Genomic DNA, 25,388 nt, shown 5'->3' with positions numbered 1-25,388 from the left:
GCTGGTCGCGGAGGCGCCGTGGCGGCCGGCCTCGTCGCCGTCCTCGGCCTCTTCCTGCTGGTCGACGCGGCGGTGCGCGGCAGCTGGATCGTGGTGCTCGACGCCGTCGGACCGATCGCCGTGCTCGTCTGGGTCCTGTGGGTGCTCACGTACCGCCCGTGCATCCGCATCGACGACACGGCCGTCACCGTCGTCAACCCGCTCCGCCGTACCGTGGTGCCGTGGCACGCGGTCGCCGACGTCAAGCTCCGCTGGCAGATCGTCATCGAGACGGTCGCCGGGCGTCGCGTGCAGTGCTGGGGCGGTCCGTCGCTGCCCCGGCCGAAGCCCGCCCGGCGCGGTGAGCGTGCCGTGCTGCGCCAGCCGGACGAGATGACCGTGCTGCTCGACCGGTGGGCGGAGCAGCGTGCCGTCGCCGGTGACGGCGACGCCGTGCGCGGCTGGGACCGACCTGCCGTCGTCGTCGGCGCGGTCGCGCTGACGCTCCTCGTGGTCTCGCTGCTGAGCCTGTCGCTGGGCGGCTGACGCGGCTCGCGATCGCGACCACAAGACGGACGGGAGGCCCGGCGCAGGACGTGCGCCGGGCCTCCCGTCCGTCTGCTGGTCACCTCCACCACGTGACCCGCGTCGTCAGACGACCGCGCCGACCCGCTCGGTGAGCAGGTGCTCCTGGTCGGTCTGGATGCACGCGACGCCGCGGCCGTGCACGTCCTGCAGGCGCGGGTCCACGGTGCGGCACTGCTCCTGCCGGCCCTCGTCGAGGAGCTGGTAGAGCGGGCAGCGGGTGCGGAACCGGCAGCCGTCGATGCGCTCCGTGGGCGAGGGCAGGTCGCCGTCGAGCAGGATCCGACCGCGGGCGGCCTCGGCGGACGGGTCCGGCACCGGTACTGCCGACAGCAGCGCGCGCGTGTACGGGTGCTGCGGGTCGGAGAACACCTTGTCGCCGTCGCCGTACTCGACGATTCGGCCGAGGTACATGACCGCGACGTCGTCCGCGATGTGCCGGACGACGGACAGGTCGTGGGCGACGAAGAGGTACGACAGGCCGAGACGGTGCTTCAGGTCCTCGAGCAGGTTGATCACGCCGGCCTGCACCGAGACGTCGAGCGCCGAGACCGGCTCGTCGAGCACCAGGATCTTCGGCTCGACGATGAGCGCACGGGCGATGCCGATGCGCTGCCGCTGGCCGCCGGAGAACTCGTGCGGGTACCGGTCGATGTAGCTCGGCTCGAGCCCGACGAGCTCGAGGACCTCGCGGACCCGGCGGCGGATCTCGTCTTTCGCGACGCCGTGCACCGTCAGCGGTTCACCGATCACCGAACCGATGTCGAGCCGGGGGTCGATCGACGCCATCGGGTCCTGGAACACGACCTGGATGTCGCGGCGGATCGCCAGGCGGTCCTTCTTCGACAGTGACGCGGTGTCGACGCCGTTCACCCGGATGGTGCCCTGCTGCGCGCCGGCGAGCTCGAGGATCTCCATGATCGTGGTGGTCTTGCCGCAGCCGGACTCTCCGACCAACCCGAGCACCTGCCCGCGCTTGAGCGTCAGGGAGATGCCGTCGACCGCGTGCACCTCGCCGATCTGCCGGCGGAAGAGCGCGCCCTTGGTGAGCGGGAACGTCTTGACGACGTCGGTGAGCTCGAGGACGACGTCGTCGCCGTGGTCGACCGCCGCCTCGGGGATGTCCTCGGGGCGGGGGAAGATCTCCGACCGCTCGAGGGTGCCCGCGGCGATCTCGTCGCGACGGATGCACGCGGCGGTGTGGTCGGCGAGCAGCGTGCCGTTGCCGATCGTCGGGACGGTCCCGGTCAGGACCGGGTTGTCGCCGCTCTGCGGGACGGTCGGCTCGACCAGCGCGGGTTCGCCGTCGCGGCAGGCGTCGATCACGGCGGGGCAGCGGTCGGCGAACGGGCAGCCGGTCGGCTTCTGCGTGAGCAGGGGCGGGCGGCCCTCGAGCGGGACGAGCCGTTCGGTGCGGGCCGCGGTCATGTTCGGCATCGAGCGGAGGAGCCCGATCGTGTACGGCATGACGGGCTCGCGGAAGAGCGGCTCGACCGGAGCCGTCTCGACGATGCGGCCCGCGTACATCACGGCGACGCGGTCCGCGTTGCCGGCCACGACACCGAGGTCGTGCGTGATGAGGACCACGGCGGCGCCGGTCATGTCCTTCGCCGTCTGCAGCACGTCGAGGATCTGCGCCTGGATCGTGACGTCGAGCGCGGTGGTCGGCTCGTCGGCGATGATCAGCTTCGGGTCGTTCGCGATGGCGATGGCGATCATCGCGCGCTGCCGCATGCCGCCCGAGAACTCGTGCGGGAACGCGTCGAGGCGCCGAGCGGGGTTCGGGATGCCGACGACGCGCAGCAGCTCCTCGGCGCGGGTGCGGGCGGCGTGCTGGGTGAGGGAGCGGTCGTGCAGTCGCAGCCCCTCGATGATCTGCTGGCCGATCGTGTACACGGGCGTCAGGGCGGACAGCGGGTCCTGGAACACCATCGCGATGTCGCCGCCGCGCAGGCGGGACATCTCGCGGTCGTTCTTGCCGAGCAGTTCCTGGCCGTCGAAGCGGATGCTGCCCTCGACGTGGGCGGACGACGGGAGCAGACCCATCACGGCCATCGAGGACACCGACTTGCCGGAGCCGGACTCGCCGACGATCCCGAGGAACTCGCCGGGGGCCACCGTGTAGTCGACCCCGCGAACGGCGTAGACGGGCTTGGTCTTCGGGTTGAACGTGACCGACAGGTCGGACACGGTCAGCAGCGGCTCAGTCACGGTTGGCTCCGGAGGTGGGGTCGATGGCGTCGCGCAGGGCGTCGCCGAGCAGGCTGGTCGAGAGCACGGTCGCGACGAGGGTCGCGGCGGGCAGGACGAACAGCCACGGGCGGGTGACGGCGGACTGGCTGCCGGCGGCGAGCAGGGTGCCGAGCGAGACGTCGGGGATCTGGATGCCGAAGCCGAAGAAGCTCAGCGAGCTCTCCGCCAGGATCGCGGCCCCGACGCCGAGCGTCGCGTCGATGATGAGCAGGGACGCCACGTTCGGCAGGATGTGCCGTCGGATGATCGTGAACGCCGGGACGCCCATGAAGCGGGCGGCCTTGACGTAGTCGCGTTCGCGCAGGGACATCGTCTGGCCGCGGATGACGCGCGCCATCACCATCCAGCTGAACACCGCGAGGCCGACGATGAGCGCCACCCACGTCAGGTTCTTGAACACCGGGCTGAGGAGCACGAGCGCGTAGAACGAGGGGATCACGAGCAGCAGGTCGATGACCCACACGAGCACGCGGTCCACGGTGCCGCCGAAGTAGCCGGCGATCGCACCGACGATACCGGCGATCAGCGTCGCGGCCGGACCGGCGATGAGGCCGATGAGCAGCGACTTCTGCAGGCCGACGAGCGTCTGCGCGTAGATGTCCTGGCCGATGTCGTTCGTGCCGAACCAGTGCGCGGCGCTGGGCGGCATGCCGAACGCCAGGCCGTCGGAGTCGACGGCGTTCCAGTGGTACAGGTGCGGGCCGACGAAGGCCCACAGCAGGATGAGCAGCAGGGCGCCGCCACCGATGCGGGCACGCCAGGTGCCGAACACCTTGCGCCAGAGCGGCGTCCGGCCGCCCTTGACCTCGATGACGTGCGCCGGCGTGCCGGCGCTGCCGTCACCGGGGTCACCGGCGGTGGTCGTGGTCGTGGGGTCGAGAACAGACACGGGTCACACCCTCACTCGCGGGTCGAGCGCGGCGTAGAGCAGGTCCGCGAGGGTTCCTGCGATGAGCACGAGGATCGCCGTGAAGAGGATCGTGCCCGAGGCCGCGTTGATGTCGTTGTTGGTGATGCCCTGGACGAAGTACTCGCCCATGCCGTGCCAGCTGAAGACCAGCTCGGTGATGCTCGCGCCGGTCAGGATCAGCCCGAACGAGTACGCGAAGAACGTCGACATCGGGATGAGGGCGACGCGGACGCCGTGGCGCATGATGGCCGATCCGCGCGTCCGGCCCTTCGACCGCGCGGTGCGGATGAAGTCGTTCGACAGCACGTCGAGCATCGCGGATCGCTGGTACCGCGAGTACGTGGCGACGGCGCCGATGGTCAGCGAGATCGTGGGTAACAACAGGTGGATCAGCCGGTCGCCGAGCACCGGGAAGAACCCGTTCACCCCCGGCGTGTACTCACCCGTGAACCGGATCACCTGGGTGCCGAGCCCCTGGTTCATCGCGGTCGCGAGGATCATCAGGACGACCGCGATGACGAACGTCGGGGTGGCGAGCACGGCGAACGACAGGTACGTCGAGACCTGGTCCGACGTGCGGTACTGGCGGACGGCGTTCCACACGCCGAGCAGCACCCCGAGGATCGCGCCGAGCAGCGTGCCGATGACCAGCAAGCGCAGGCTCGTGCCGGAGCGGGCGACGATGTCGGCCGTGACCTCGGTGCCGCGGGTGCTCATGCCGAGCGACCCGTGCGTGACGAGGTTCGACCACCAGGTCCACGTCCGGACGATGAGCGGGGTGTCCGGATCGGCACCGAGCTTCTGCAGGGACGCGTCGATCGTGCCCTGCGGCACGGCCGGGTTGCGGCCCAGGAACCGGGCAGCCGGGTTCAGCGTGCTGCTGGCGAGGATGTAACCGAGGGTCGTCGCGACGATCGTCAGGACGATGTAGTTGACGATCCGCTTTGCGATGAAGGCAAGCATGTACTGGGACCTCGTGGGGTGCGGCCATCCGTCCGGACGGCGTTGTCGGTGGCGACAGGTTAGCCGCTCGCGGCGGAGGGATGGGACTTGGCGTTGTGACGCTATGCAACATTCGTTACGAGCATGTTTCGATTCCCCACACCAACCCTTGTGGAGCCTTCGGATGTGACTAGGGTTCTCAACCAACAGGCGTGGCGGCGGGGGTCGTCGCGTTCCAGCGCGAACTGCGCGAACCACAACGAAAGGGAATCCTCGCCATGCGAAAGAGGATCAAGGGCATCGCCGTGCTGGCCACCGCTGCGGCCGCGGCCGTCGTGCTGGCCGGCTGCTCCGGCGGTGGGCAGGCGGGCAACAGCAGCTCCGCAGTCGCCGAGTCGTCGCTGAAGTCGACCGGCTGGACCGTCGCGGACCGCGCGGACGTCAAGGACGGCGGGTCGATCACCCTGCCGATCGACTCCGCTCCGGCCAACTGGCAGCTCGCCAACCTGGACTCCGGGACGGTGGACGACACCACGATCTCGCAGACCTACCTGCCGGGCTTCATCCAGTTCAAGGAGAACGGCGAGTGGGAGGCGAACAAGGACTACGCGACCTCGGTCGAGCTGACCAAGGACTCGCCCCAGACCGTCGAGATCAAGATCAACCCGAAGGCCGTGTGGTCTGACGGCACCCCGATCAGCGCGAAGGACGTCATCGCGAACTGGAAGGCGCTGAACGGCACGAACAAGGCGTTCGCGCCCCTCGCCACCAACGTGTGGGAGGACGTCGACTCGGTCAAGCAGGGCTCGGACGAGCGGGACGTCATCATGACGTTCTCGAAGACCAACGCCGACTGGGCGAGCGTCCTCGGCGCCATCTACCCGTACTGGGCTGTCGACACCCCCGACCACTTCAACACCGCCTGGGCCAAGGGCCCGTACGCCGCTGACGGCAAGACCTACGTCTCCGGTGGCCCGTACATCCTGAAGTCCTTCGACGCCAACGGCGGCGTCGTCACGTTCGAGAAGAACTCGAAGTGGTGGGGCGACGAGGGCAAGCTCGACACCATCGTCTTCAAGACGGTCTCGCGCGACGGCGTCGCGCAGGCCTACGGCAACAAGGAGCTCGACGCGTTCAACCTGAACGGCAGCGCCGACAACCTCAAGACGGCGAACTCGCGCTCCGACTCGAAGATCGAGCGCTCGCTCGGCACCACGCAGCGGCAGATCACGCTGAACGGCACCTCGGACGTCTTCAAGGACCAGGACGTGCGCCAGGCGTTCGCCCAGGCGATCAACCGCAAGGTCCTCGCCCAGGCGATCCTGTCGCCGGTGAAGAGCCCGGGCGACGTGCTCAACAACCTCGTCTACCTGCCCGGTCAGGAGGGGTACAAGGACGACGTGTCGAGCGTCTACGGCTACAGCACGGACAAGGCGAAGTCGAAGCTCGAGGACGCCGGCTGGAAGATCGGGTCGGACGGCTACGCGACCAAGGGCGGCAAGGAACTCGACGTCCGCTTCGTGATCCCGTCGGACAACCCGAACTCGGCGAACATCGCGCAGCTCGTGCAGCAGCAGACGAAGCTCGCCGGCTTCAAGGTGACCATCGACACCGTGCCGACCGACGACTTCTTCACGAAGTACATCACCACCGACGGCCGTGACTTCGACGCCACGTACTTCGCGTGGCAGGGCACGCCGTTCCCGATCTCGTCGCTCAAGTCGATCTACTACCCCGCCGACGCCGGCCAGAACTACACCGGTGTGACGGACGACTCGCTCGGCGCGGCATGGGACAAGGCGAACGCCGAGCTCGACCCCGACGCCCGCATCAAGGACGCGCAGGCGATCGACAAGAAGATCGTCGCCGTCGCCGGCACCATCCCGCTGTTCGCCGAGCCGTACGCCTGGGGTGTGCGCAAGGACCTCGTGAACTACGGGCCCGCGCAGTTCCAGCAGTCCTCGGTCAAGTGGCAGGACGTGGGCTACACCAAGTAGTCCCGCGGTCGCACGACCCACGACGACACCCTCGACGTCGCACGACGTCGGGGGTGTCGTTCTGCGTCGGCGGGCGAGTGGACGTCGGGCACGCTAGAGCCGGGCCGCCGCGAGTGACGCCGCGATCCCGAGGACGACGAACGCCAGGACCGTCCACCCGTGCACCCGGTGGGTGATCGGCGCCGCCGTCACGGTCGCGGGCGGCGGGCCGTCCTGCGGAGCCGAGGCGGGCACGAAGGTCAGCATCCGCGCGGCCGCAGCGTCGACGTCGAGGTGATCCGGGCCTCCCGGTCGGCCCTGCACCCGCGCGGTGAGCCGCGCGGTCGGGCGCGTCGCGATCCAGACGCGGCGGACGCCCTCGCTCGTGACGACCTCGATGCCGTACTTCGTCCGCACCTCGGTGACGCGCGACCACGTGTAGGTGCTGGTGCGGCGGACGTCCACGATCCGCAGGTGCTCGGGCGTCAGCTCGATGCGCGGACGCCAGAGCGCGGCCCATGCCACGAACGCGATGCAGATGCTCGGGACGGGGACGAGCCACGGGGTGCTGCCACCGAGCAGTGCCAGGGGGACGAGCGCCACCGCGACGACCCAGAGGACGACGGCGAGACGACGGAGACCCGGGGCGACGATGGTGGTGTGCACCGGACGAGGTTACGAGATGCCTCCCCGGAGACGCCCGGGGAGCGGGTGTGACACACCAGCGCGTATCTCCGGACGACCCGATTCCCCGGGGAGGCAGATCCTGCGTGGACCTCTCGTGCCGACAATGGTCGTCGCCCCCAGTTCGGGTGTCAATACCCCACCGCGACGGATTCCGGGATTGCCCACGCCGGGAACGGCGGGAGCCGCGGTATCGGGCTACGAGACGAGCAGTTCGATCTGTTCACGGATGGTCTCGGCCGTCGGGAACCGGAGACCGACCAGGCCGACGTGCCGCCACCGCACGACCCCGTCGGGACCGATCACGAACACCGACCGACGCAGTCCGATCCCCGGCGCACGCACGCCGTAGTCGCGGATCACCGAGCCGGCCGTGTCGCTCAGCAGGGGGAACGTGAGCGAGGAGCCGCGCGCGAAGGTCTCGTGCGAGTCGAGGGCCTGCGGGCTGACGCCCCACACCACGGCGCCGAGGTCGTCGAACTCGTCGAGTTCCGCCTGGTAGCTGCAGAGCTGCGCGGTGCAGACGGCCGTCGCGTCGCCGGGGTAGAAGGCGAGCACCACGGTCCGGCCGATCTCCGCCGACAGGTCGTACTCGTCGTCGGTGCGGACCCCGTCGCGGACGACCATGCCCTGCAGGGTGAACGTCGGCGCGGACTCGCCGACCTCGGGGATGCTCATGTGCTCACGCTACGAGAACAACCCGGGGAAGGCGTTCGCGACCCAGGGGTAACCGATGAACACCGCGGCGTCCAGCAGGCAGTGCGTGATGATCAGGGGCATCAGGCGGCCCCACTTCGTGTAGACCCAGCCGAACACGATGCCCATCACGGCGTTGCCGACGAACGCGCCGAAGCCCTGGTACAGGTGGTAGCTCCCGCGCAGCAGTGCCGTCGACAGGATCACCTGCCACCGACCCCACCCGAGGTCACCGAGCCGGGCGTAGAGGTACCCGATCACGATCACCTCCTCCTGCAGGCCGGAGCGGATCGCGGACAGCAGCAGGACCGGCACCGTCCACCAGTAGGAGTTCAGGGCAGCGGGGTCCACGTTCACCGTGATGCCGAGGGCGCGCCCGGCGAAGTACAGGGCGAGCCCCGGGATCCCGATGCAGAGCGCGATGAGCGCCGGACCACCGAGGTCGGGCTTCACCCGGAACCGGTCGATGCCGAGCCGGGACAGGTGCGGGCGGGACGTGCTCCACAGCAGGAAGCAGACGAGCGCGACCGGCGCCAGGTCCACCGCGATGCCGAGCAGCTGGCGGGCCAGGTCGACGTACTGCACCGTCGTCGACGACGTGTTGAGCGCCGTCGACTGCTCACCGAGCGGGGTCGTCTGCGACAGATCGTCGATGATCTGCAGGATCGAGTACAGCGCGCTGGCACCGAGCGACAGGAGCAGCACGATCGTGATCTCGACCCACGTTCGCCGTCGGCTCATGCGGAGTACTCCTGTCGGTTGCGAACTACCGGTAGACTGGCGTGTCGGGCGTTCTGCCCACGGGTGCGGTGCTGTCAAATCACTGGCCCGACACTCTCCCAGAAATTGAAGGATGTCCTGTATGGCGCTCGCCACCCGGTCCGACCTGCGCAACGTCGCCATCGTGGCACACGTCGACCACGGCAAGACCACCCTCGTCGACGCGATGCTCACGCAGACCAACTCGTTCGACGCCCACTTCGAGGGCGAAGACCGCATGATGGACTCGAACGACCTCGAGCGCGAGAAGGGCATCACGATCCTCGCGAAGAACACGTCGGTGCTCTACAACGGCAAGCACGCGACCGAGTTCGGCGCGGACGGCCCCATCACCATCAACGTGATCGACACCCCGGGTCACGCCGACTTCGGTGGAGAGGTCGAGCGAGGCCTCTCCATGGTCGACGGCGTCGTGCTGCTCGTCGACGCGTCCGAGGGCCCGCTGCCCCAGACGCGCTTCGTGCTCCGCAAGGCGCTCGCCGCCAAGCTCCCGGTGATCCTGCTCGTCAACAAGACGGACCGCCCCGACTCCCGCATCGACGAGGTCGTCTCCGAGTCGCAGGACCTGCTCCTCGGCCTGGCGTCCGACCTGTCGGACGAGGTCGACGACCTCGACCTCGACGCGATCCTCGACGTCCCCGTGGTCTACGCCTCGGGTCGTGCCGGTGCCGCGTCGCGCAACAAGCCGGCCGATGGCTCGCTGCCCGACAACGACGACCTCGAGCCGCTGTTCGAAGCGATCCTGCAGCACGTCCCCGCGCCGAAGTACGACGACCAGCACCCGCTGCAGGCCCACGTCACCAACCTCGACGCGTCGCCGTTCCTCGGTCGTCTCGCGCTGCTGCGCATCTTCCACGGCACGATGAAGAAGGGCCAGACGGTCGCGTGGGTCAAGCACGACGGCACCGTCGTGAACGCCCGCATCACCGAGCTCCTCATCACCAAGGCCCTCGAGCGCTACCCGGCCGAGTCGGCGGGCCCCGGTGACATCGTCGCCGTCGCCGGCTTCGACACGATCACCATCGGTGAGACGCTGACCGACCCCGAGGACGTCCGCCCGCTGCCGACCATCACGGTCGACGACCCGGCGATCTCGATGACGATCGGCACGAACACCAGCCCGCTCGTCGGCAAGGTCAAGGGCCACAAGCTGACCGCCCGCATGGTCAAGGAACGCCTCGACCGCGAGCTCATCGGCAACGTCTCGCTCAAGGTCCTCGACATCGGTCGCCCCGATGCCTGGGAGGTCCAGGGCCGTGGTGAGCTCGCGCTCGCCATCCTGGTCGAGCAGATGCGTCGTGAGGGCTTCGAGCTCACCGTCGGCAAGCCGCAGGTCGTCACGAAGCGTGACGAGAACGGCAAGCTGCAGGAGCCGTACGAGCACATGACGATCGACACGCCGGAGGAGTACCTCGGCGCGATCACGCAGCTCATGGCCGCTCGCAAGGGCCGCATGGAGAACATGACGAACCACGGCACCGGCTGGGTGCGCATGGAGTTCATCGTCCCGTCGCGCGGCCTGATCGGCTTCCGCACGTCGTTCCTGACCGAGACCCGCGGTACCGGCATCGCCAACGCGATCTCGCACGGCTACGACGAGTGGGCCGGCCCGATCCAGACCCGCATCAACGGCTCGATCGTGTCCGACCGTTCGGGTGTCGTCACGCCGTTCGCCATCACGAACCTGCAGGAGCGGATGACGTTCTTCGTCAACCCCACCGAGGAGGTCTACGAGGGCATGGTCATCGGCGAGAACTCGCGCGCCGACGACATGGACGTCAACATCACGAAGGAGAAGAAGCTCACGAACATGCGTTCGGCGAACGCCGACTCCTTCGAGTCGATGACGCCGTCGCGCCAGCTCTCCCTCGAGGAGTGCCTGGAGTTCGCGCGCGAGGACGAGTGCGTCGAGGTCACCCCGGCCGTCGTCCGCATCCGCAAGGTCGAGCTCGACGCGCAGGCCCGCCAGCGCTCGTACGCCCGCCTGAAGCGTCAGGACGCGTAAGCACGAAGCGACGCGTCGCGTCAGCAAGAGCACGACCTGAGGAGGTCGGGGGTTACGGTGGATGCCGTGACCCTCGACCTCCTCTCGCTGTACCAGGACCTGCACGCCCACCCCGAGCTCGGTTTCCAGGAGCACCGCACTGCGGGCATCGTGGCCGACCGGCTCGCCGAGTTCGGTGGCATCGAGGTGACCACCGGCGTCGGTGGCACCGGTGTCGTCGGCGTCCTGTCGAACGGCGAGGGCCCGGTCGTGTGGCTCCGCGCCGACATGGACGGCCTGCCGGTCCAGGAGCGCACGGGTCTGCCCTACGCCAGCCAGCACCGCGGCACCGACGAGGACGGCAACGACGTCCCGACGATGCACGCCTGCGGCCACGACATCCACGTCACCTGGCTGCTCGGCACGCTCGAGCGCCTCGTCGCCACCAGGGACCAGTGGAGCGGCACGGTGGTCGGCGTCTTCCAGCCGGCGGAGGAGGTCATCTCCGGCGCCCGCGCCATGGTCGAGGACGGCCTGGTCGACCGGTTCCCGAAGCCCGACGTCGTGCTCGGGCAGCACTCCGCTCCGGCCCCGGTCGGCATCGTCGCGATCGGCTCCGGCCCGGTGATGGCGTCCAGTGACCGGCTCACGGTGACCTTCAACGGTCGCGGTGCGCACGGCTCCGCGCCGCAGGCATCCCTCGACCCGGTCGTCACCGCGGCGTCCGCCGTCGTCCGGCTGCAGACCGTCGTCTCGCGCGAGGTCTCGCCGAGCGACGCCGGTGTCGTCACCGTCGGCAGCTTCCACGCCGGCACCCGCGCCAACATCATCCCCGACCAGGCCGTCATCGAGATCTCGACGCGTGCCCGCAACGAGGAGACCCGTGCACGGATCATCGCGTCGATCGAGCGGATCGTCCGTGCCGAGAGCGACGCCGGTGGCCTGCCCGAGCCGACGATCGTGCGGTCGCCCGGTGCCGAGGTGACCGTGAACGACGCGGAGTCCGCAGCCCGGGTGCTCGCGGCCGTCAGCGCCGCCGTGCCGGGTGCGCGCGAGCTGGAGATCGGGCTCGCGATGGCGTCGGAGGACGTCGGGCAGCTCGCGACGGCGGCGGGCGTCCCGCTCGTCTACTGGTTCACGGGGATCACCGACCCGGAGCTGTTCCGCCGTGGCGAGGACATCCCGAGCAACCACTCGCCGTTCTACGCGCCGCAGGCCGAGACCGCGATCCCGGTGGGCGTCGACGCCCTGGTGGCCGCGACGCGCGCCTACGTCGCCTGACGCTTCCTTCCCATTGCGCGGGCGGTGGGAAGCGGGAACGGGCGTACCTGGTCGGAACGAAGGACCAGGTACGCCCGATTCGGCCAGGTACGCGCGAGGCGGACGGGAGGCCCGGGGCGGCCCCGCCGCGCGGGTGACCGTCCCGGGGACAGGACGTTCACAGCCAACTCGCGCCGTGCCTCCCGGCTCACCCGTTACCGTCGGCGCATGCGTTCCCTCCGTACCCCGCTGATCGCCGCCGTCGCAGCCGGCATCGCCCTGGCCGGACTCACCGGCTGCTCGTCCGACTCCGTGAAGCAGGCGACGGACCTCGGGTCCTCGGTGGCCTCGACGGTCGCGGACGGCGTCGCGGGCATCGACGGCAAGGCGATCCAGGACGGCATGTCCTCCGTCGCGGGCGGCATCGACGGGGCGCTCGACACGGCGCTCAAGGGTGCCAACGTGACCTCCGACGGCAAGGTGCCCGACGGGTTCCCGTCATCCGACGTGCCGCTGGTGGACGGCACGGTGCTCGGCGGGGGAGCGGGACCGAACGGCTCCGGGTGGGTCGTGCAGGTGCGTGCCGGGTCGGTCGACGACTTCGCCTCCGCCGCGCAGCAGCTCGCCGACGCCGGCTACACCGAGTCGGCGAAGCGCGCCGACTCGTCGAGTGCGTTCGGGATGTTCCGCAGCGACGGGTACCGCGTCGTGCTCACGTTCTCGGACGGCGACGACGGCGTCACCGCGACCTACATCGTCACGGCCCGCTAGTCCCGTACCCTTGGGGGCGATGTCGAAGGCCTCCTTCACGCGCCCCGAGCGCGTCCTGTTCGTGCACGCCCACCCCGACGACGAGACCCTGTCGTCCGGTGGGACGATCGCGACCCTGCTCGAGCTCGGCGCCGAGGTCACCGTGTTGACGGCGACCCGCGGTGAGCGCGGCGAGATGCTCACCGAGCGGCTCGCCCCCCTGGCCGGCGATGCGCAGCGTGTCGCCGCGCACCGCGAGACCGAGATCGACGCGGCGCTCGCGGCCCTCGGCGGCCCGGCGCACCTGTGGCTCGGCGGGCGCGGTGCGCGACCCACCGACCTGCCGGAACGCCGGTACGTCGACTCCGGCATGCAGTGGGGGCCCGACGGCCGGGCGACCGCCGCCGACGACGCCCCCGTCGACTCGCTGACCGCCGCCGACCTGGCGGAGGTCGTCGACGACGTCCGTGCCGCGATCCGTTCCACCGGTGCGGACGCGGTCGTGAGCTACGCCGACGACGGCGGGTACGGACACCCCGACCACGTGCGCGTGCACCACGCCGCCCGGTACGCGGCCCGGGCGGAAGAGGTCGCGTTCTCGATGATCGTCGCCCCGGACGACGCAGAGGCCGACGTCACCGTCGACGTCCTGCCGGTGCGGGCGAAGGTGCGTGCCGCGGTCGAGCAGTACCGCTCGCAGGTCACCGTCGACCCGGTCGACCCCGCCGCCCCGACCGCGCTGTCGTGGGTGATGCCGCACGGCGTCCGCGAGCACGCCCCCGCGGTCGAGGCCTTCCGGCACGACGCCGCCCCGCAGCCCCCGGCGCCGCAGACCTACGCCGAGATGTCCGGCCAGGGCAAGGTCGCCGCGGTCGCCGTCGCGCTCGTGCTCGGGCTCGTCACCGGCGGTCTCGGCACCGTGACGCACCAGCAGACCATCGGCGCCGCCGCGTTCCCGATCGGCATGGTGATCACCACGCTGCTCGTGGTCGGGCTGACCGTGGGCATCCGATTGCTCTACCGGTCGCGGGCGATGGTCGCCGCGATCGGCATCGGCATCCTCGTCGCCACGCAGGTGCTCGTCTCCGTCGGTGGCCAGGGCTCCCCGCTCGTGCTGGCGAACGCGGCCGGGTACGTGTGGACGTTCGCCCCCGCCGTCATCGCCGCCCTGGTGCTCGCGTGGCCGGACCTGTCGGGGCTGCGGTCCCGGACGGCCCCGGGCCGCGAGTAGACTCGAACCCGCTCGTCGAAGGGAGCACCCGAACCGTGACCTACGTGATCGCCCAGCCCTGTGTCGACGTCAAGGACCGTGCCTGCATCGACGAATGCCCCGTCGACTGCATCTACGAGGGCGACCGCTCGCTGTACATCCACCCCGACGAGTGCGTCGACTGCGGTGCGTGCGAGCCGGTGTGCCCGGTCGAGGCCATCTACTACGAGGACGACCTGCCCGACGAGTGGGCCGACTACTACAAGGCCAACGTCGAGTTCTTCCAGGAAGTCGGCTCGCCCGGTGGCGCTGCGAAGGTCGGCGTGATCCACAAGGACCACCCGGTCGTCATGGCCGAACCGCCCCGCGGCTGAGCCGGACACGCACGTGGCGCTCGACCTGCCCGACTTCCCCTGGGACCACCTCGTCCCGTTCAAGCAACGTGCGGCGGAGTACGAGGGCGGCATCGTCGACCTGAGCGTCGGTTCGCCCGTCGACCCCACCCCCGAGGTCGTCCGACGCGCCCTCGCCGACGCCACCGACGCGCACGCCTACCCGATGGTGGCCGGTACCCCGGCTCTGCGGCAGGCCATCGCCGACTGGTACGGCCGACGGCACGGGGTGCAGCTGACCGAGGCGCACACCCTGCCGACGATCGGGTCGAAGGAGTTCATCGCCGGCCTGGCGCTCTGGCTCGGCATCGGCGCCGGCGACACCGTGGTGTTCCCGGCCGCTGCGTACCCCACCTACGAGCTCGGCGCGGCCCTGGTCGGCGCGGACGCCTTCGCCTCGGACGACCCGGCAGCGTGGCCGACGACGACGAAGCTGGTGTGGCTGAACTCGCCCGGCAACCCCGACGGCCGCGTGCTCTCGATCGACGACCTGCGCGTCGCGGTCGCCCGTGCCCGAGAACTCGGCGCCGTCATCGTCGGTGACGAGTGCTACGCCGAGCTCGGCTGGGACCCGGAGTACGCGACCACCCCGACCCCCACGATCCTCGACCCCCGCGTCGTCGGCGACTCGGTGGACGGTGTGCTCAGCGTGTACTCGCTGTCGAAGCAGTCGAACCTGGCCGGGTACCGCGCGGCGTTCGTCGCCGGTGACGCCCGGATCCTCGCCGACGTCCTCGCGGTCCGGAAGCACGCGGGGCTCATGCCGCCGCTGCCGGTGCAGGAAGCGATGATCGTCGCACTCGCGGACCAGACCCACGTGCAGCAGCAGAAGGCCCGCTACCGGGCACGCCGGAACATGCTCCGACGGGCACTCGAGGACGCCGGCTTCCGCGTCGACCACAGCGAGGCCGGCCTGTACCTCTGGGCGACCCGTGGTGAGCCCGCGCTCGACACGGTGTCGTGGTTGGCCGACCGCGGGATCCTCGTCGCACCGGGCACGTTCTACGGCACGGCGGGCGGGGAGCACGTCCGGGTGGCCCTCACCGCGACCGACGAACGCATCGCCGCGGCGGCCCAGCGGCTGGCCAGCAGCCGTCGGCTCTGCACCGCGTAGCCCGCAGCGCAATCGGGGGTTCCCACCAAGTCGTGACCTCCGAGGTGTGCACGAGCGACAGACGCCGCGATTAGGCTGTCATCGTGACTGACACTGCCAACGACGCTCAGAAGACGGCCACACCGCCCACGACGCCCGTGCCCGTGAGTCCCGCCGCCGAACAGACGGGCGAGACCGCGACGCTGACGTACCCGGGCGGCAGCGCGGAGTTCCCGATCCTGCCGAGCGTCGACGGCGCGTCGACCATGGACATCTCGACGTTCAAGAAGCAGACCGGGATGAACACGCTCGACTACGGGTTCGTGAACACCGGCTCGACCAAGAGCGCGATCACCTACATCGACGGCGACGAGGGCATCCTGCGGTACCGCGGGTACCCGATCGACCAGGTCGCGTCGAACTGCACCTTCCTCGAGGTCGCGTGGCTCCTGATCTACGGCGAGCTGCCCGACGAGTCCGAACTCGCCGACTTCGACGCCCGCATCCGTCGGCACACCCTGCTGCACGAGGACCTCCGGCGCCTGTTCGACGCGCTCCCGCACTCCGCGCACCCGATGTCCGTGCTGTCCAGTGCCGTCAGCGCCCTGTCCACGTACTACGAGGACGACATGGACGTCGACGACCCGGAGAAGGTCGAGCTGCAGACCGTGCGGCTGCTCGCCAAGCTGCCGGTGATCGCCGCGTACGCGCACAAGAAGTCCATCGGGCAGGCGTTCCTGTACCCGGACAACGGGCTGTCGTTCGTCGACAACTTCCTGCGCCTGAACTTCGGCACCATGGCCGAGACGTACCAGCCGAACCCGGTGCTGTCGAAGGCCCTCGACCGGCTCCTCATCCTGCACGAGGACCACGAGCAGAACGCCTCCACCGCGACGGTCCGCCTGGTCGGCTCGACGAAGGCGAACATGTTCGCCTCGATCTCGGCCGGCATCAACGCCCTGTACGGGCCGCTGCACGGCGGCGCGAACGAGGCCGTGCTCGAGATGCTGCAGCAGATCAAGGACTCCGGCGAGCCCGTGCAGCGCTTCGTCGAGCGGGTGAAGAACAAGGAGCGCGGCGTGAAGCTCATGGGCTTCGGACACCGCGTCTACAAGAACTACGACCCCCGCGCGAAGCTCGTCAAGGAGTCGGCGGACGAGGTCCTCGAGTCCCTCGGCGTACAGGACGACCTGCTCGACATCGCGAAGGAGCTCGAGCAGATCGCGCTGAGCGACCAGTACTTCATCGACCGCAAGCTCTACCCGAACGTCGACTTCTACACGGGCATCATCTACAAGGCGATGGGCTTCCCGCCACGCATGTTCACGGTGCTGTTCGCGATCGGCCGCCTGCCCGGCTGGATCGCGCAGTGGCGCGAGCTGAACAACGACCCGCTCAACAAGATCGGCCGCCCGCAGCAGCTCTACGTGGGTGCCCCGAAGCGGGATCTCCCCGCGCGCTGACGGAAGCGCTGACGCACGCCCCCGGGGGTGTCCGGCCTACGCGTGGAGCGCGGTGTTGAGCTGGATGCCCTCGCCCTTGCGCTGCAGCGCCTCGACCGCGCCGGACAGGCTGTTGCGCCGGAACAGGACGTTCGGGGTGCCGGACAGCTCGGCGGCCTTGACGGTCTTCGGCGTGCCGTCCGGGTTCGCTGCGGCGCCGACCAGGACGACCTTCGTGCCGGCCGTGACGTACAGGCCGGCCTCGATGACGGAGTCGTCGCCGAGGGAGATGCCGAGACCCGCGTTCGCCCCGAGCAGCGCGCGCTCGCCCAGGGAGACCCGGTGCGTGCCGCCGCCGGAGAGCGTGCCCATGATGGACGCGCCACCGCCGATGTCGGTGCCGTTGCCGACGATGACGCCCTGCGAGACGCGGCCCTCGATCATGGCGTCGCCGAGGGTGCCGGCGTTGAAGTTCACGAAGCCCTCGTGCATGACGGTCGTGCCCGGCGCCAGGTGCGCACCGAGACGGACGCGGTTGGCGTCACCGATGCGGACGCGGTCCGGCACGACGTAGTCGACCAGCCGCGGGAACTTGTCGATCGCGTGCACGGCGATGCCCGCCCGCTGCAGCGACGGGCGCAGGCGGGTCAGGGACTCCGGGTGGACCGGCCCCGCGTTCGTCCACGCGACGATCGGCAGGTACCCGAAGACACCGTCGAGGTTGATGGTGTTCGGCCGGACGTGCAGGTGGCTCAGCAGGTGCAGGCGCAGGTACGCGTCCTCGGTGCTGGTCGGGGCGGCGTCGATGGTGACCTCGGTGGTGACGGCCTCGATCCGGACCTCGCGGCGGGGGTCGTCGCCGACGTGCGCCTGCAGTTCTGCAGGGAACACCGCGTCGGTGGGCAGCGGGCCGAGGTGGGTCTCCGGGTACCAGGTGTCGAGCGTCGTGCCGTCGGCGGCGATCGTCGCGAGGCCGTGGCCCCAGGCGTGCGTCGGGCGATCGGCGGTGGCGGTCGGGTCGGTGGCAGCGGTCGTGTCGGTCACCGCACCAGGGTACCGACGCACTGGACGGGAGCACCGGACCGACCGGACGGACGCTGCGGAACCGCACCGTGCCTCCCGGCCGCCGTGCCGTGGGCCAGCGCGACGGGGGCGACGGCAGATAAGGTGACCGCATGCCGGAGCAGCTCGACCTCACCGCCTCGTCCATCGACATCACCCGTGCCATCTGCGACATCGAATCGGTGTCGGGGAACGAGCAGGCCCTCGCCGACGCGATCGAGGCGGTGCTCGCACCGCTGCCGCACCTCGAGGTGATCCGCGACGGCGACGCGATCGTCGCCCGCACGAACCTCGGCCGCGACCGTCGTGTCGTCATCGCCGGGCACATCGACACCGTGCCGCTCAACGACAACCTGCCGACCGAGTTCCGCACCACCGAGGACGGCACCGAGATCCTGTGGGGTCGCGGCACGGTCGACATGAAGGCGGGCTGTGCAGTGCAGCTCAAGCTCGCGTACGACCTGGTCGAACCCTCGGTCGACGTCACGTGGGTCTGGTACGACCACGAAGAGGTCAGCGACCTGCTGAACGGCCTCGGCCGTCTCGCCCGGACCCGGCCGGAACTGCTGGCCGCCGACTTCGCCATCCTGGGGGAACCGTCCGGCGCGCAGATCGAGGGTGGCTGCAACGGCAACCTCCGCGCCGAGATCCGCACGTTCGGCAAGCGCTCGCACAGCGCCCGCAGCTGGATCGGCGACAACGCGATCCACAAGACGGCACCGATCCTCGCCACGCTGGCCGCCTACGAGCCCCGCACCGTCACGGTCGACGGGCTCGAGTACCGCGAGGGCCTCAACGCCGTCGGGATCAGCGGCGGCATCGCGGGCAACATCATCCCGGACGAGGCGATGGTGCACGTGAACTACCGCTTCGCGCCGTCGCGTTCGGCAGACGAGGCCGTGGCCCACATCCGCGAGCTCTTCGACGGCTACGACGTGACCATCGTCGACCTCGCCGCCGGTGCCCGCCCCGGCCTTGACGCCCCACTCGCGCAGGACTTCGTGTCGGCGGTCGGTGGCCCGGAGCCCCGCCCCAAGTACGGCTGGACCGACGTCGCGCGCTTCTCGGCGCTCGGTGTGCCGGCGGTCAACTACGGCCCGGGTGAACCCGTCTTCGCCCACCACGACGACGAGCAGGTCCCGGTCGCGCAGATCACCGCGGTCGAGGCCGGCCTCCGTCGGTGGCTGACGGCCTGACGACGGCCGGGGCCACCCGGCCGACCCCTGCACGCACCCGCTGGCGCGCCCGATACCGGGTGGTGCCGTGGTGGGTCCGCATCACGGTCGTCTACGTGCTCGCCCGGTTCGTCACCGGACTGATGATGCAGGCCTTCGCGAGCGTGCAGGCGGCGAACTCGTTCACCGTCCAGCACCCGGCGTACCTGTCGTTCGCGTCCATCTGGGACGGCGCGTGGTACCGCGTGATCGCAACCGGTGGCTACCCGTCGACCCTGCCCGTCGACGCCGCAGGGCACGTGACCGAGAACGCGTGGGCCTTCATGCCCGCGTACCCGTTCCTGGTGCGCGGTCTCATGCTGCTCACCGGCGCGTCGTTCGAGCTCGTCGCGGTGACGGTCTCGCTGCTCGCCGGGCTCGGCGCTGCGCTCGTGTTCCGGCGCCTGATGGGGCGCTTCCTCGACCCCGCGCGGGCGACCTTCGCCACGGTGCTGTTCTGCGTCGCGCCCGTGTCGGCGATGTTCCAGGTGGCGTACGCCGAGTCGATGGGCCTGTTCCTGCTGCTGGTCGCGCTGCTGCTCATGGTCGACCGGCGGTGGTGGACGATGCTGCCCGTCGTGCTGCTGCTCGGCATGACCCGGCCGACCGGGCTCGCGTTCGCGCTGCTCGTCGTGCTGTTCGTCGGCGCGTGGGCGATCCGGCCCGCGTGGGTGCGGTCGTCGGAGCCGCTCACCCTGCGCCGGCTCGTGCCGCCCGCCGTGGTCGCGGTCGTGTCCGGACTGGTCGGCCTGGCGTGGCCGGCGATCGCCTGGGCCGTCACCGGGGTGCCCAAGGCCTACACCGACACCGAGCTCGCCTGGCGGTCGTCCTACGTCGGGTGGCAGGAGCTCGTGCCGTTCGCGCCGTGGATCCAGGGCTTCGGGTGGTGGTTCCACCAGCCGGCCGGCGGGATCCTGCTGGCCGTCGTGGTCGTCGGCTTCGCGGCGTTCGTCTGCATGCCCGCGGCACGACGGATCGGGATCGAGCTGCGGCTCTGGGGCATCGCCTACGTCGTGTACCTGCTCGCCGTGTTCTTCCCGCAGTCGAGCACCTGGCGGATCCTGGTGCCGATCGCGCCGCTGCTCGGCATCGTGGCGCTGCCGCGGTCCCGCGTCTACCGGGTGGCCGTCGTGGTGGCGTTCGTCGGGCTGCAGTGGGTCTGGCTGTACTACTGCTGGTGGATCGACGGCTACGACTGGACCCCGCCGTGATCGGCACGGCGCTCACGCGCCTGCGCGCGGGCCAGGAGCCGTGCGGCGGGACCGCTCCGCTCGCGCTTCGGCACCGTCGCTGACATCGGCTCCGGGTCACCCGGCCGCCAGTTCGCCGCCGCCACGACCATCGCGTTGACGGTGGCGATGAACGGCACCGCGAAGAACGCACCGACGACGCCCGCGATCGTCGTGCCCGCGGTCACCCCGAGGACGACTCCGAGCGGGTGCACCTTCACCGCTGTCCCGGTCAGGAACGGGTGCAGGACGTGGCTCTCGAGCTGCTGCACGACCACCACGATGCCGAGCATCACGAGCGCCGGCACCCAGCCGTTGAAGACCAGGGCGATGAGCACCGCGACCGCACCGGCGACGATCGCCCCGACGACGGGGACGAAGGCGCCGAAGAACACGATGACGCCGATCGGGATCGCCAGCGGGATCTGCAGGGCGAGCGCGCCGATGGTCACACCGAGTGCATCGGTGACGGCGACCACCAGCTGGACGCGGATGAAGCTCGTCAGGGTCTTCCAGCCGGCGTGCCCGGCGACGTCGATGCGAGCACGTGCCCGGCGCGGGAAGAGCCGGACGACCCATCCCCAGATGCGCGGGCCGTCGATGAGCACGAACAGCGTCGTGAACACGATGATGAACAGGCCCTCGAGCACGTGCACGGCGCCGGTGCCGGCGGCCTGGAACCCGGACAGGATCGTCGCGGCGTGCGCCTGCAGGTAGTCGAAGCCGTTCGACACCCATCCGTCGACGTCCTTCGCCGTGATCCCGAACGGCTCGCTGTCGAGCAGGGTCCGCAGGGACTGCACGCTGTGGTGGAGTCGGCGTTCGAGCGACGGCAGGTCGGACCGCACCTGCTCGGTGACGAGCAGCGCCAGCCCACCGAGCGCCAGGACCAGCGCCACCAGGCTCGACAGCACTGCCGTCCACTTCGGCCACCGGTGCCGCTGCAGGAACGACGACATCGGCATGAGCAGTGCGCAGACCAGCAGCGCGATGAGGAACGGCACCACGATGTCCTGCAGCAGCACGACCAGGGCCACCAGGACGGCGAGACCCGCGCCCACGACGAGGATGCGCCAGGTGAACGCCGCGCCGATCCGCAGGCCGGCGGGTACCGCGTCGTCGGACCGACCGGTCCGCTCGGATCGTCCGCTGGGGGACTGACGGCGCATGGAGCGGATGTTCGGCATCCGCCAAGGTTACGAACGGAACCCGCGAAGAACCGCCGATCCGACACCCCCAACCTGGGCGGTTTCGCAGTTGCCCCATCAATACGAGATAATGAGCGGGCATGTACTGCACGAAAGGGGACATCTGATGGCAGCCATGAAGCCGAGGACCGGTGACGGGCCGATGGAGGCTGTTAAGGAGGGTCGACTCATCATCGTGCGGGTTCCGCTCGAAGGAGGAGGCCGCCTGGTCGTCTCGGTCAACGATGCCGAGGCCAAGGAACTCCATGACGCACTCGCTGAGGTCGTCTCGGCCTAGTAGTCGAAAGCACCAGAACGACGGGCCCGGAGCGTGTACGCGCCGGGCCCGTCGTCTGCGTCCGGGGAGCCGCGCCGTCGGCGTAGGCGCCCGTCGCGTTGTCGGTCGGGTCCGGCAGGATGGGCTCGTGCCGAGGACCCACATGCCGATCCGCCGCGTCGAGGAGTACCGCGACCCTGACCCGATGCCACGCGACGTGTGGCCTGCGACGCTGCCCCCGGTGCGGCAGCTGCTCGACGAGGGACTGGACCTCGACCCGGTGACGGTGTTCGTCGGCGACAACGGTGTCGGCAAGTCCACCCTGATCGAGGCGATCGCGCTCCGGTTCGGCATGTCACCCGAGGGTGGCTCCACCCTGGCGAACCACTCGACGCGTCCGTCCGAGTCGTCGCTGTGGGAGCACATCGTCCTCCGCCGCGACTTCGGTGCGCCCCGCGGTGGGTTCTTCCTGCGCGCCGAGACCATGCACGGCTTCTTCACCTACCTCGAGGACCACCCCAACCGCTCCCGCCCCGAGCCGGTGTTCCACGAGCGCAGCCACGGTGAGTCGTTCCTCGACTTCGTGATCGACCGCGCGCAGTGGCCGGGGCTCTGGATCCTCGACGAACCCGAGTCGGCGCTGTCCTTCTCCGGGTGTCTGACGCTCATCGCGCTCCTGCGGTCGATCGTCGACAGCGGGGTCGGGCAGGTCGTGCTCTCGACGCACTCACCGGTCCTGGCGGCGTTCCCCGGCGCGACGATCCACGAGGTCGGCGAGTGGGGGTTCCGACGAACCGTGTGGGAGGACCTCGACCTGGTGCGCAACCAGCGGTCGTTCCTCGAGTCCCCGGAGCGGTACCTGCGGCACCTCGAGTGACCGACAGGGGACGCCGCTACGCGGTGACCTTCGTCAGCTGCAGCAGCCCGTCGCCGGCCGGCGAGAGCGCACTGCGCACCGCACCCGACGTCGACACCTCGGTCAGCAGCAGCCGGAAGTCGGTCGTCGCCCGGTCGCGCTTGACCGGGTCGGCGACACGTCCGCGCCACAGGGCGTGCGGCACCAGGACGGTGCCGCCGAGGCGCGCGAGCCGCAGCCCGTGCTCGACGTACTCGATGACGTGCTCAGGGTCGGCGTCCACCAGGACGACGTCGTACGACGCTTCGTTCATCCGGGGGAGCACCTGGTTCGCGCGGCCCGGGATGAGCCGGATCCGAGCGGGGGCGGTGCCGGCGCTGATGTAGGCGTCGCGGGCGAACTGCTGGTGGTCGACCTCGACGTCGATCGTGGTCAGGGTCGCGTCCGGCGCGCCGCCGAGCAGGTACAGCCCGGAGACTCCCAGGCCCGTCCCGATCTCGATGATGCTCGTGGCTCGGGAGGCTGCGGCGATCACGCCGATCTGCGCGCCGATCGCGGGCGAGATCGCCTCGACACCGAGTTCCAGGGAGTGCTCACGAGCGCGGGCGATCACCTCGGACTCCGAGACGATGTCCTCGGCGAACTTCCAGTTCGACTCTTTCTCTGACACGCACACTCCGTTCGGTTGACAACTCTAGGGGTGCATCGGAGCCGTACGGGTTAGGCTCGCTCACGTGAACATCCCGCTCGACAAGATCCTGATCATCGGGATCATTGCCGTGCTCTTGCTCGGGCCGCAGCGTCTGCCGATGTACGCCCAGAAGTTGGCCGAGTTCGTGAAGGCCGTCCGCCGGTTCGCCGACACCGCGAAGGAGCGGATGCGCGACGAGATGGGCCCCGAGTTCGATGACATCGAGTGGCAGAAGCTCGACCCGCGGCAGTACGACCCCCGCCGGATCATCCGCGATGCACTCCTCGACTCCGGCAGCGCCAGCAGCGCCGCCGCGGTCCAGACCGCGCAGGTGACTGCGTCCAGGGTGCGCGCGACGGCTCCCGTCGTGCCGCTGGCCGCGGGAGAAGCGCCACCCTTCGACGCGGAAGCGACCTGACGCCCGTCACGTGACCACGAGACGGACGGGAGGCCCGGTGCCAGCTGGCACCGGGCCTCCCGTGTTCGGTGTGGTGACGACTACTTCAGGTCGGCGAGGAAGCGATCCGTCCAGGCGAGTGCCGGTGCGCTCGGGACGGAACTGCAGGTGGACGACGCCGTGGTCGAGGCGCAGGGCGTGTCCCGGTCGAGCGACCAGTAGTGGATCCCGGCGAGGCCGTTCGCCTTCGCGTAGGCGGACAGGGTGTCGACGTCGGCGAGGGTGAAGACCTCGTCGGTGGTGTCGTTGACGCCGATCATCGGGGTGACCTCGATCTTCGACGACGCGATGCCGTACGTGTGCTGCAGGTTCGTGACGGCCTGGATCGAGGACTTGCCCATCTGGCAGGTGGAGCCGGAGAGCACGCAGTTCGCGGCGGTCGCGCGACCGAAGTCCATCGTCATCAGGTTGATCGTGTAGTTCGTCAGGGTCGACGCCTTGATCGCCTTCACGGTGGCGTCGCCGGTGCCGTTCAGCCCGCCGTACGAGCCGTCGCTGGCGGCCAGGGTCGCGAGCGTGAACGAGAAGCGCATGCCCGGGTACTTCGCCTGGGCGAGGGCTGCGGCGCTGACCAGGTTCTGCACGTCCGCGGCGGACTGGCCGCTCTCGATGTCGAAGTCCACGCCGATCATGTGCGGGGTCGCGTACCGGGCGATGAAGCTCTGCAGTGCGGCGCCCGAGCACTTGAACGAACCGGCGGCTCCACCGGTGCTGACGATGTAGTTCACCCCGGCGGCATCGAGCTTCGGGATGTTGGCGTTCGCGAAGGCATCCGCCGCGACGCCGCCCCAGTTCTCGCTGCCGCACGTGCCGGTCGCGAAGGCGAGGGTGATGGCCTTGAGGCCGGGCTCGCGGGTGGACACCAGGCTGTTGCTCGCCCCGACCACCGGGATGCGGGTGCCGGTGACCGCGGTGTTCATGACGTTCGTGTTCCAGTCGAGGTTCACGGTGATGTCCTTGTACGGGCTGAACACCAGTCCGCTGGCCGTGCCGCCGCTCCCGCCCGTCCCGGGGGTCGTCGTCCCCCCACCGGGAGGAGTGGTGCCGCCGCCCGTGCCGGAGCAGGCACCGGTCGACGTCCACGGCTGGCCGCTGCCCGTCGCCCCGGAGTGCGTCGCCGGGTCGTCGCCCTGCGTCCACCAGTTCGCGGTGTAGTTCGATCCGTTCTCGCTGACGGTGGCACCGCCGGAGTACGCGGTGCCGGCGGTCCACGCGGTCGCGCACGACGGTGTCGCGGCGATGGCCGGTGCTGCGGCGAGTGATCCCCCGGCGATCACTGCGGCGACGGTGGCCACGAGGCCGATCCGTACTCGGGTGTTCTGGTTCACACGGTTCTCCTGTCCTCGGCCGGACGGCGTCGTCCGGCGGGTGGAGCCCAGGCGGTCACATTCCGCAAGGGCATTGTGCAATGCCCTTGCATAATGCTCCGGGGTGGAACGACCTGTCCATGAACGAACGTACAGCTGTGCGCCGAACGGA

Annotated in this window: 24 protein-coding genes; 14 read left to right on the top strand and 10 right to left on the bottom strand. The window is 70.0% G+C overall.

The window, feature by feature from the left end:
* The first annotated feature begins 18 nt into the window (after window positions 1-18).
* On the top strand, window positions 19-525 hold the full coding sequence (locus OGL88_RS02605) for a PH domain-containing protein (RefSeq protein ID WP_205464121.1): 507 nt from the start codon (window positions 19-21) through the stop codon (window positions 523-525).
* A gap of 105 nt (window positions 526-630) precedes the next feature.
* On the opposite strand, the gene OGL88_RS02600 is transcribed toward OGL88_RS02605, so the two are convergent.
* Genes OGL88_RS02600 through OGL88_RS02590 form a run of 3 tightly spaced genes read right to left on the bottom strand, consistent with a single transcriptional unit; the run spans window position 631 to window position 4,690 of the window.
* Complete coding sequence (locus tag OGL88_RS02600) at window positions 631-2,775, bottom strand: dipeptide ABC transporter ATP-binding protein (RefSeq protein ID WP_263089439.1); 2,145 nt, start codon at window positions 2,773-2,775, stop codon at window positions 631-633.
* Window positions 2,768-3,706 (bottom strand): ABC transporter permease, encoded by a 939-nt coding sequence (locus OGL88_RS02595; RefSeq protein WP_263089438.1) that lies wholly within the window; start codon window positions 3,704-3,706, stop codon window positions 2,768-2,770. Before OGL88_RS02595 ends, OGL88_RS02600 begins: the two co-directional genes overlap by 8 nt.
* A 3-nt stretch (window positions 3,707-3,709) precedes the next feature.
* Entirely contained in the window at window positions 3,710-4,690 is a 981-nt protein-coding gene (locus OGL88_RS02590) for an ABC transporter permease (RefSeq protein WP_205464122.1), read from the bottom strand.
* A 257-nt stretch (window positions 4,691-4,947) separates the two neighbouring features.
* Here OGL88_RS02590 and OGL88_RS02585 point away from each other — a divergent pair, with 257 nt between their 5' ends.
* Window positions 4,948-6,666, top strand: a complete 1,719-nt coding sequence (locus OGL88_RS02585; RefSeq protein ID WP_205464123.1) for an ABC transporter family substrate-binding protein — start codon at window positions 4,948-4,950, stop codon at window positions 6,664-6,666.
* 93 nt (window positions 6,667-6,759) lie between these two features.
* Here OGL88_RS02585 and OGL88_RS02580 read toward each other — a convergent pair whose 3' ends face one another.
* The 3 genes from OGL88_RS02580 to OGL88_RS02570 all read right to left on the bottom strand — a co-directional run bounded on the left by OGL88_RS02580 (window position 6,760) and on the right by OGL88_RS02570 (window position 8,766).
* On the bottom strand, window positions 6,760-7,311 hold the full coding sequence (locus tag OGL88_RS02580; RefSeq protein WP_205464124.1) for a PH domain-containing protein: 552 nt from the start codon (window positions 7,309-7,311) through the stop codon (window positions 6,760-6,762).
* 216 nt (window positions 7,312-7,527) lie between these two features.
* Window positions 7,528-8,007, bottom strand: a complete 480-nt coding sequence (locus tag OGL88_RS02575) for a peroxiredoxin (protein WP_263089437.1) — start codon at window positions 8,005-8,007, stop codon at window positions 7,528-7,530.
* 9 nt (window positions 8,008-8,016) lie between these two features.
* Window positions 8,017-8,766 (bottom strand): CPBP family intramembrane glutamic endopeptidase, encoded by a 750-nt coding sequence (locus OGL88_RS02570; RefSeq protein ID WP_263089436.1) that lies wholly within the window; start codon window positions 8,764-8,766, stop codon window positions 8,017-8,019.
* A 121-nt stretch (window positions 8,767-8,887) separates the two neighbouring features.
* Between OGL88_RS02570 and typA the strand changes: the two genes are divergently transcribed.
* The 7 genes from typA to OGL88_RS02535 all read left to right on the top strand — a co-directional run bounded on the left by typA (window position 8,888) and on the right by OGL88_RS02535 (window position 16,957).
* Window positions 8,888-10,810, top strand: a complete 1,923-nt coding sequence (gene typA, locus OGL88_RS02565) for a translational GTPase TypA (RefSeq protein WP_111084979.1) — start codon at window positions 8,888-8,890, stop codon at window positions 10,808-10,810.
* A gap of 66 nt (window positions 10,811-10,876) precedes the next feature.
* A complete protein-coding gene (locus OGL88_RS02560; protein WP_205464127.1) occupies window positions 10,877-12,070 on the top strand; it encodes an amidohydrolase in 1,194 nt (397 codons plus the stop codon).
* Window positions 12,071-12,277: 207 nt separating this feature from the next.
* Window positions 12,278-12,820 carry a hypothetical protein gene (locus OGL88_RS02555; protein WP_123673112.1) on the top strand — a complete coding sequence of 181 codons (543 nt, stop codon included), beginning with the start codon at window positions 12,278-12,280 and terminating at the stop codon, window positions 12,818-12,820.
* A 19-nt stretch (window positions 12,821-12,839) separates the two neighbouring features.
* Entirely contained in the window at window positions 12,840-14,030 is a 1,191-nt protein-coding gene (locus tag OGL88_RS02550; RefSeq protein WP_263089435.1) for a PIG-L family deacetylase, read from the top strand.
* Window positions 14,031-14,065: 35 nt separating this feature from the next.
* Window positions 14,066-14,383 (top strand): ferredoxin, encoded by a 318-nt coding sequence (fdxA, locus tag OGL88_RS02545; protein WP_069711637.1) that lies wholly within the window; start codon window positions 14,066-14,068, stop codon window positions 14,381-14,383.
* A 13-nt stretch (window positions 14,384-14,396) separates the two neighbouring features.
* Window positions 14,397-15,515 (top strand): succinyldiaminopimelate transaminase, encoded by a 1,119-nt coding sequence (dapC, locus tag OGL88_RS02540; RefSeq protein WP_263089434.1) that lies wholly within the window; start codon window positions 14,397-14,399, stop codon window positions 15,513-15,515.
* 143 nt (window positions 15,516-15,658) lie between these two features.
* Complete coding sequence (locus tag OGL88_RS02535; RefSeq protein WP_123340789.1) at window positions 15,659-16,957, top strand: citrate synthase; 1,299 nt, start codon at window positions 15,659-15,661, stop codon at window positions 16,955-16,957.
* A 36-nt stretch (window positions 16,958-16,993) separates the two neighbouring features.
* On the opposite strand, the gene dapD is transcribed toward OGL88_RS02535, so the two are convergent.
* Window positions 16,994-17,980 (bottom strand): 2,3,4,5-tetrahydropyridine-2,6-dicarboxylate N-succinyltransferase, encoded by a 987-nt coding sequence (dapD, locus tag OGL88_RS02530; RefSeq protein WP_263089433.1) that lies wholly within the window; start codon window positions 17,978-17,980, stop codon window positions 16,994-16,996.
* Between the two features lie 131 nt (window positions 17,981-18,111).
* Here dapD and dapE point away from each other — a divergent pair, with 131 nt between their 5' ends.
* Window positions 18,112-19,194 (top strand): succinyl-diaminopimelate desuccinylase, encoded by a 1,083-nt coding sequence (gene dapE, locus OGL88_RS02525; protein WP_111084984.1) that lies wholly within the window; start codon window positions 18,112-18,114, stop codon window positions 19,192-19,194.
* Complete coding sequence (locus tag OGL88_RS02520; protein WP_205464134.1) at window positions 19,179-20,423, top strand: hypothetical protein; 1,245 nt, start codon at window positions 19,179-19,181, stop codon at window positions 20,421-20,423. Before dapE ends, OGL88_RS02520 begins: the two co-directional genes overlap by 16 nt.
* On the opposite strand, the gene OGL88_RS02515 is transcribed toward OGL88_RS02520, so the two are convergent.
* Window positions 20,402-21,628: an AI-2E family transporter gene (locus tag OGL88_RS02515; RefSeq protein ID WP_263089432.1), complete on the bottom strand. Its 1,227-nt coding sequence runs from the start codon at window positions 21,626-21,628 to the stop codon at window positions 20,402-20,404. The genes OGL88_RS02520 and OGL88_RS02515 overlap by 22 nt on opposite strands.
* A gap of 127 nt (window positions 21,629-21,755) precedes the next feature.
* On the opposite strand from OGL88_RS02515, the gene OGL88_RS02510 reads away from it, so the two are divergent.
* Window positions 21,756-21,926 carry a DUF3117 domain-containing protein gene (locus OGL88_RS02510; RefSeq protein WP_017887054.1) on the top strand — a complete coding sequence of 57 codons (171 nt, stop codon included), beginning with the start codon at window positions 21,756-21,758 and terminating at the stop codon, window positions 21,924-21,926.
* Window positions 21,927-22,053: 127 nt separating this feature from the next.
* A complete protein-coding gene (locus OGL88_RS02505) occupies window positions 22,054-22,782 on the top strand; it encodes an AAA family ATPase (RefSeq protein ID WP_263089431.1) in 729 nt (242 codons plus the stop codon).
* Between the two features lie 16 nt (window positions 22,783-22,798).
* On the opposite strand, the gene OGL88_RS02500 is transcribed toward OGL88_RS02505, so the two are convergent.
* On the bottom strand, window positions 22,799-23,431 hold the full coding sequence (locus tag OGL88_RS02500; RefSeq protein WP_263089430.1) for an O-methyltransferase: 633 nt from the start codon (window positions 23,429-23,431) through the stop codon (window positions 22,799-22,801).
* A gap of 64 nt (window positions 23,432-23,495) precedes the next feature.
* Between OGL88_RS02500 and OGL88_RS02495 the strand changes: the two genes are divergently transcribed.
* Window positions 23,496-23,870, top strand: a complete 375-nt coding sequence (locus OGL88_RS02495; protein ID WP_205464136.1) for a twin-arginine translocase TatA/TatE family subunit — start codon at window positions 23,496-23,498, stop codon at window positions 23,868-23,870.
* A gap of 80 nt (window positions 23,871-23,950) precedes the next feature.
* Here the strand turns inward: OGL88_RS02495 and OGL88_RS02490 are convergent, their stop codons facing one another.
* Window positions 23,951-25,237, bottom strand: coding sequence for a carbohydrate-binding protein (locus OGL88_RS02490; protein WP_263089429.1), 1,287 nt, complete (start codon window positions 25,235-25,237; stop codon window positions 23,951-23,953).
* Window positions 25,238-25,388: the final 151 nt, after the last annotated feature.

The organism is Curtobacterium sp. RIT-PI-V, from assembly GCF_025642935.1.
Taxonomy (GTDB): Bacteria; Actinomycetota; Actinomycetes; order Actinomycetales; family Microbacteriaceae; genus Curtobacterium.
Note: the sequence above shows the minus strand (reverse complement) of the source record. Positions and strands in the feature narration are given on the sequence as shown.

What these genes read in the sequence shown, in the direction of transcription:
- OGL88_RS02590 (WP_205464122.1), bottom strand. Translation starts at nt 4,690, where the DNA reads ATGCTTGCCTTCATCGCAAAGCGGATCGTCAACTACATCGTCCTGACG.
- OGL88_RS02585 (WP_205464123.1), top strand. Translation starts at nt 4,948, where the DNA reads ATGCGAAAGAGGATCAAGGGCATCGCCGTGCTGGCCACCGCTGCGGCC.
- OGL88_RS02575 (WP_263089437.1), bottom strand. Translation starts at nt 8,007, where the DNA reads ATGAGCATCCCCGAGGTCGGCGAGTCCGCGCCGACGTTCACCCTGCAG.
- OGL88_RS02570 (WP_263089436.1), bottom strand. Translation starts at nt 8,766, where the DNA reads ATGAGCCGACGGCGAACGTGGGTCGAGATCACGATCGTGCTGCTCCTG.
- typA (WP_111084979.1), top strand. Translation starts at nt 8,888, where the DNA reads ATGGCGCTCGCCACCCGGTCCGACCTGCGCAACGTCGCCATCGTGGCA.
- OGL88_RS02555 (WP_123673112.1), top strand. Translation starts at nt 12,278, where the DNA reads ATGCGTTCCCTCCGTACCCCGCTGATCGCCGCCGTCGCAGCCGGCATC.
- OGL88_RS02550 (WP_263089435.1), top strand. Translation starts at nt 12,840, where the DNA reads ATGTCGAAGGCCTCCTTCACGCGCCCCGAGCGCGTCCTGTTCGTGCAC.
- dapE (WP_111084984.1), top strand. Translation starts at nt 18,112, where the DNA reads ATGCCGGAGCAGCTCGACCTCACCGCCTCGTCCATCGACATCACCCGT.
- OGL88_RS02515 (WP_263089432.1), bottom strand. Translation starts at nt 21,628, where the DNA reads ATGCCGAACATCCGCTCCATGCGCCGTCAGTCCCCCAGCGGACGATCC.
- OGL88_RS02510 (WP_017887054.1), top strand. Translation starts at nt 21,756, where the DNA reads ATGGCAGCCATGAAGCCGAGGACCGGTGACGGGCCGATGGAGGCTGTT.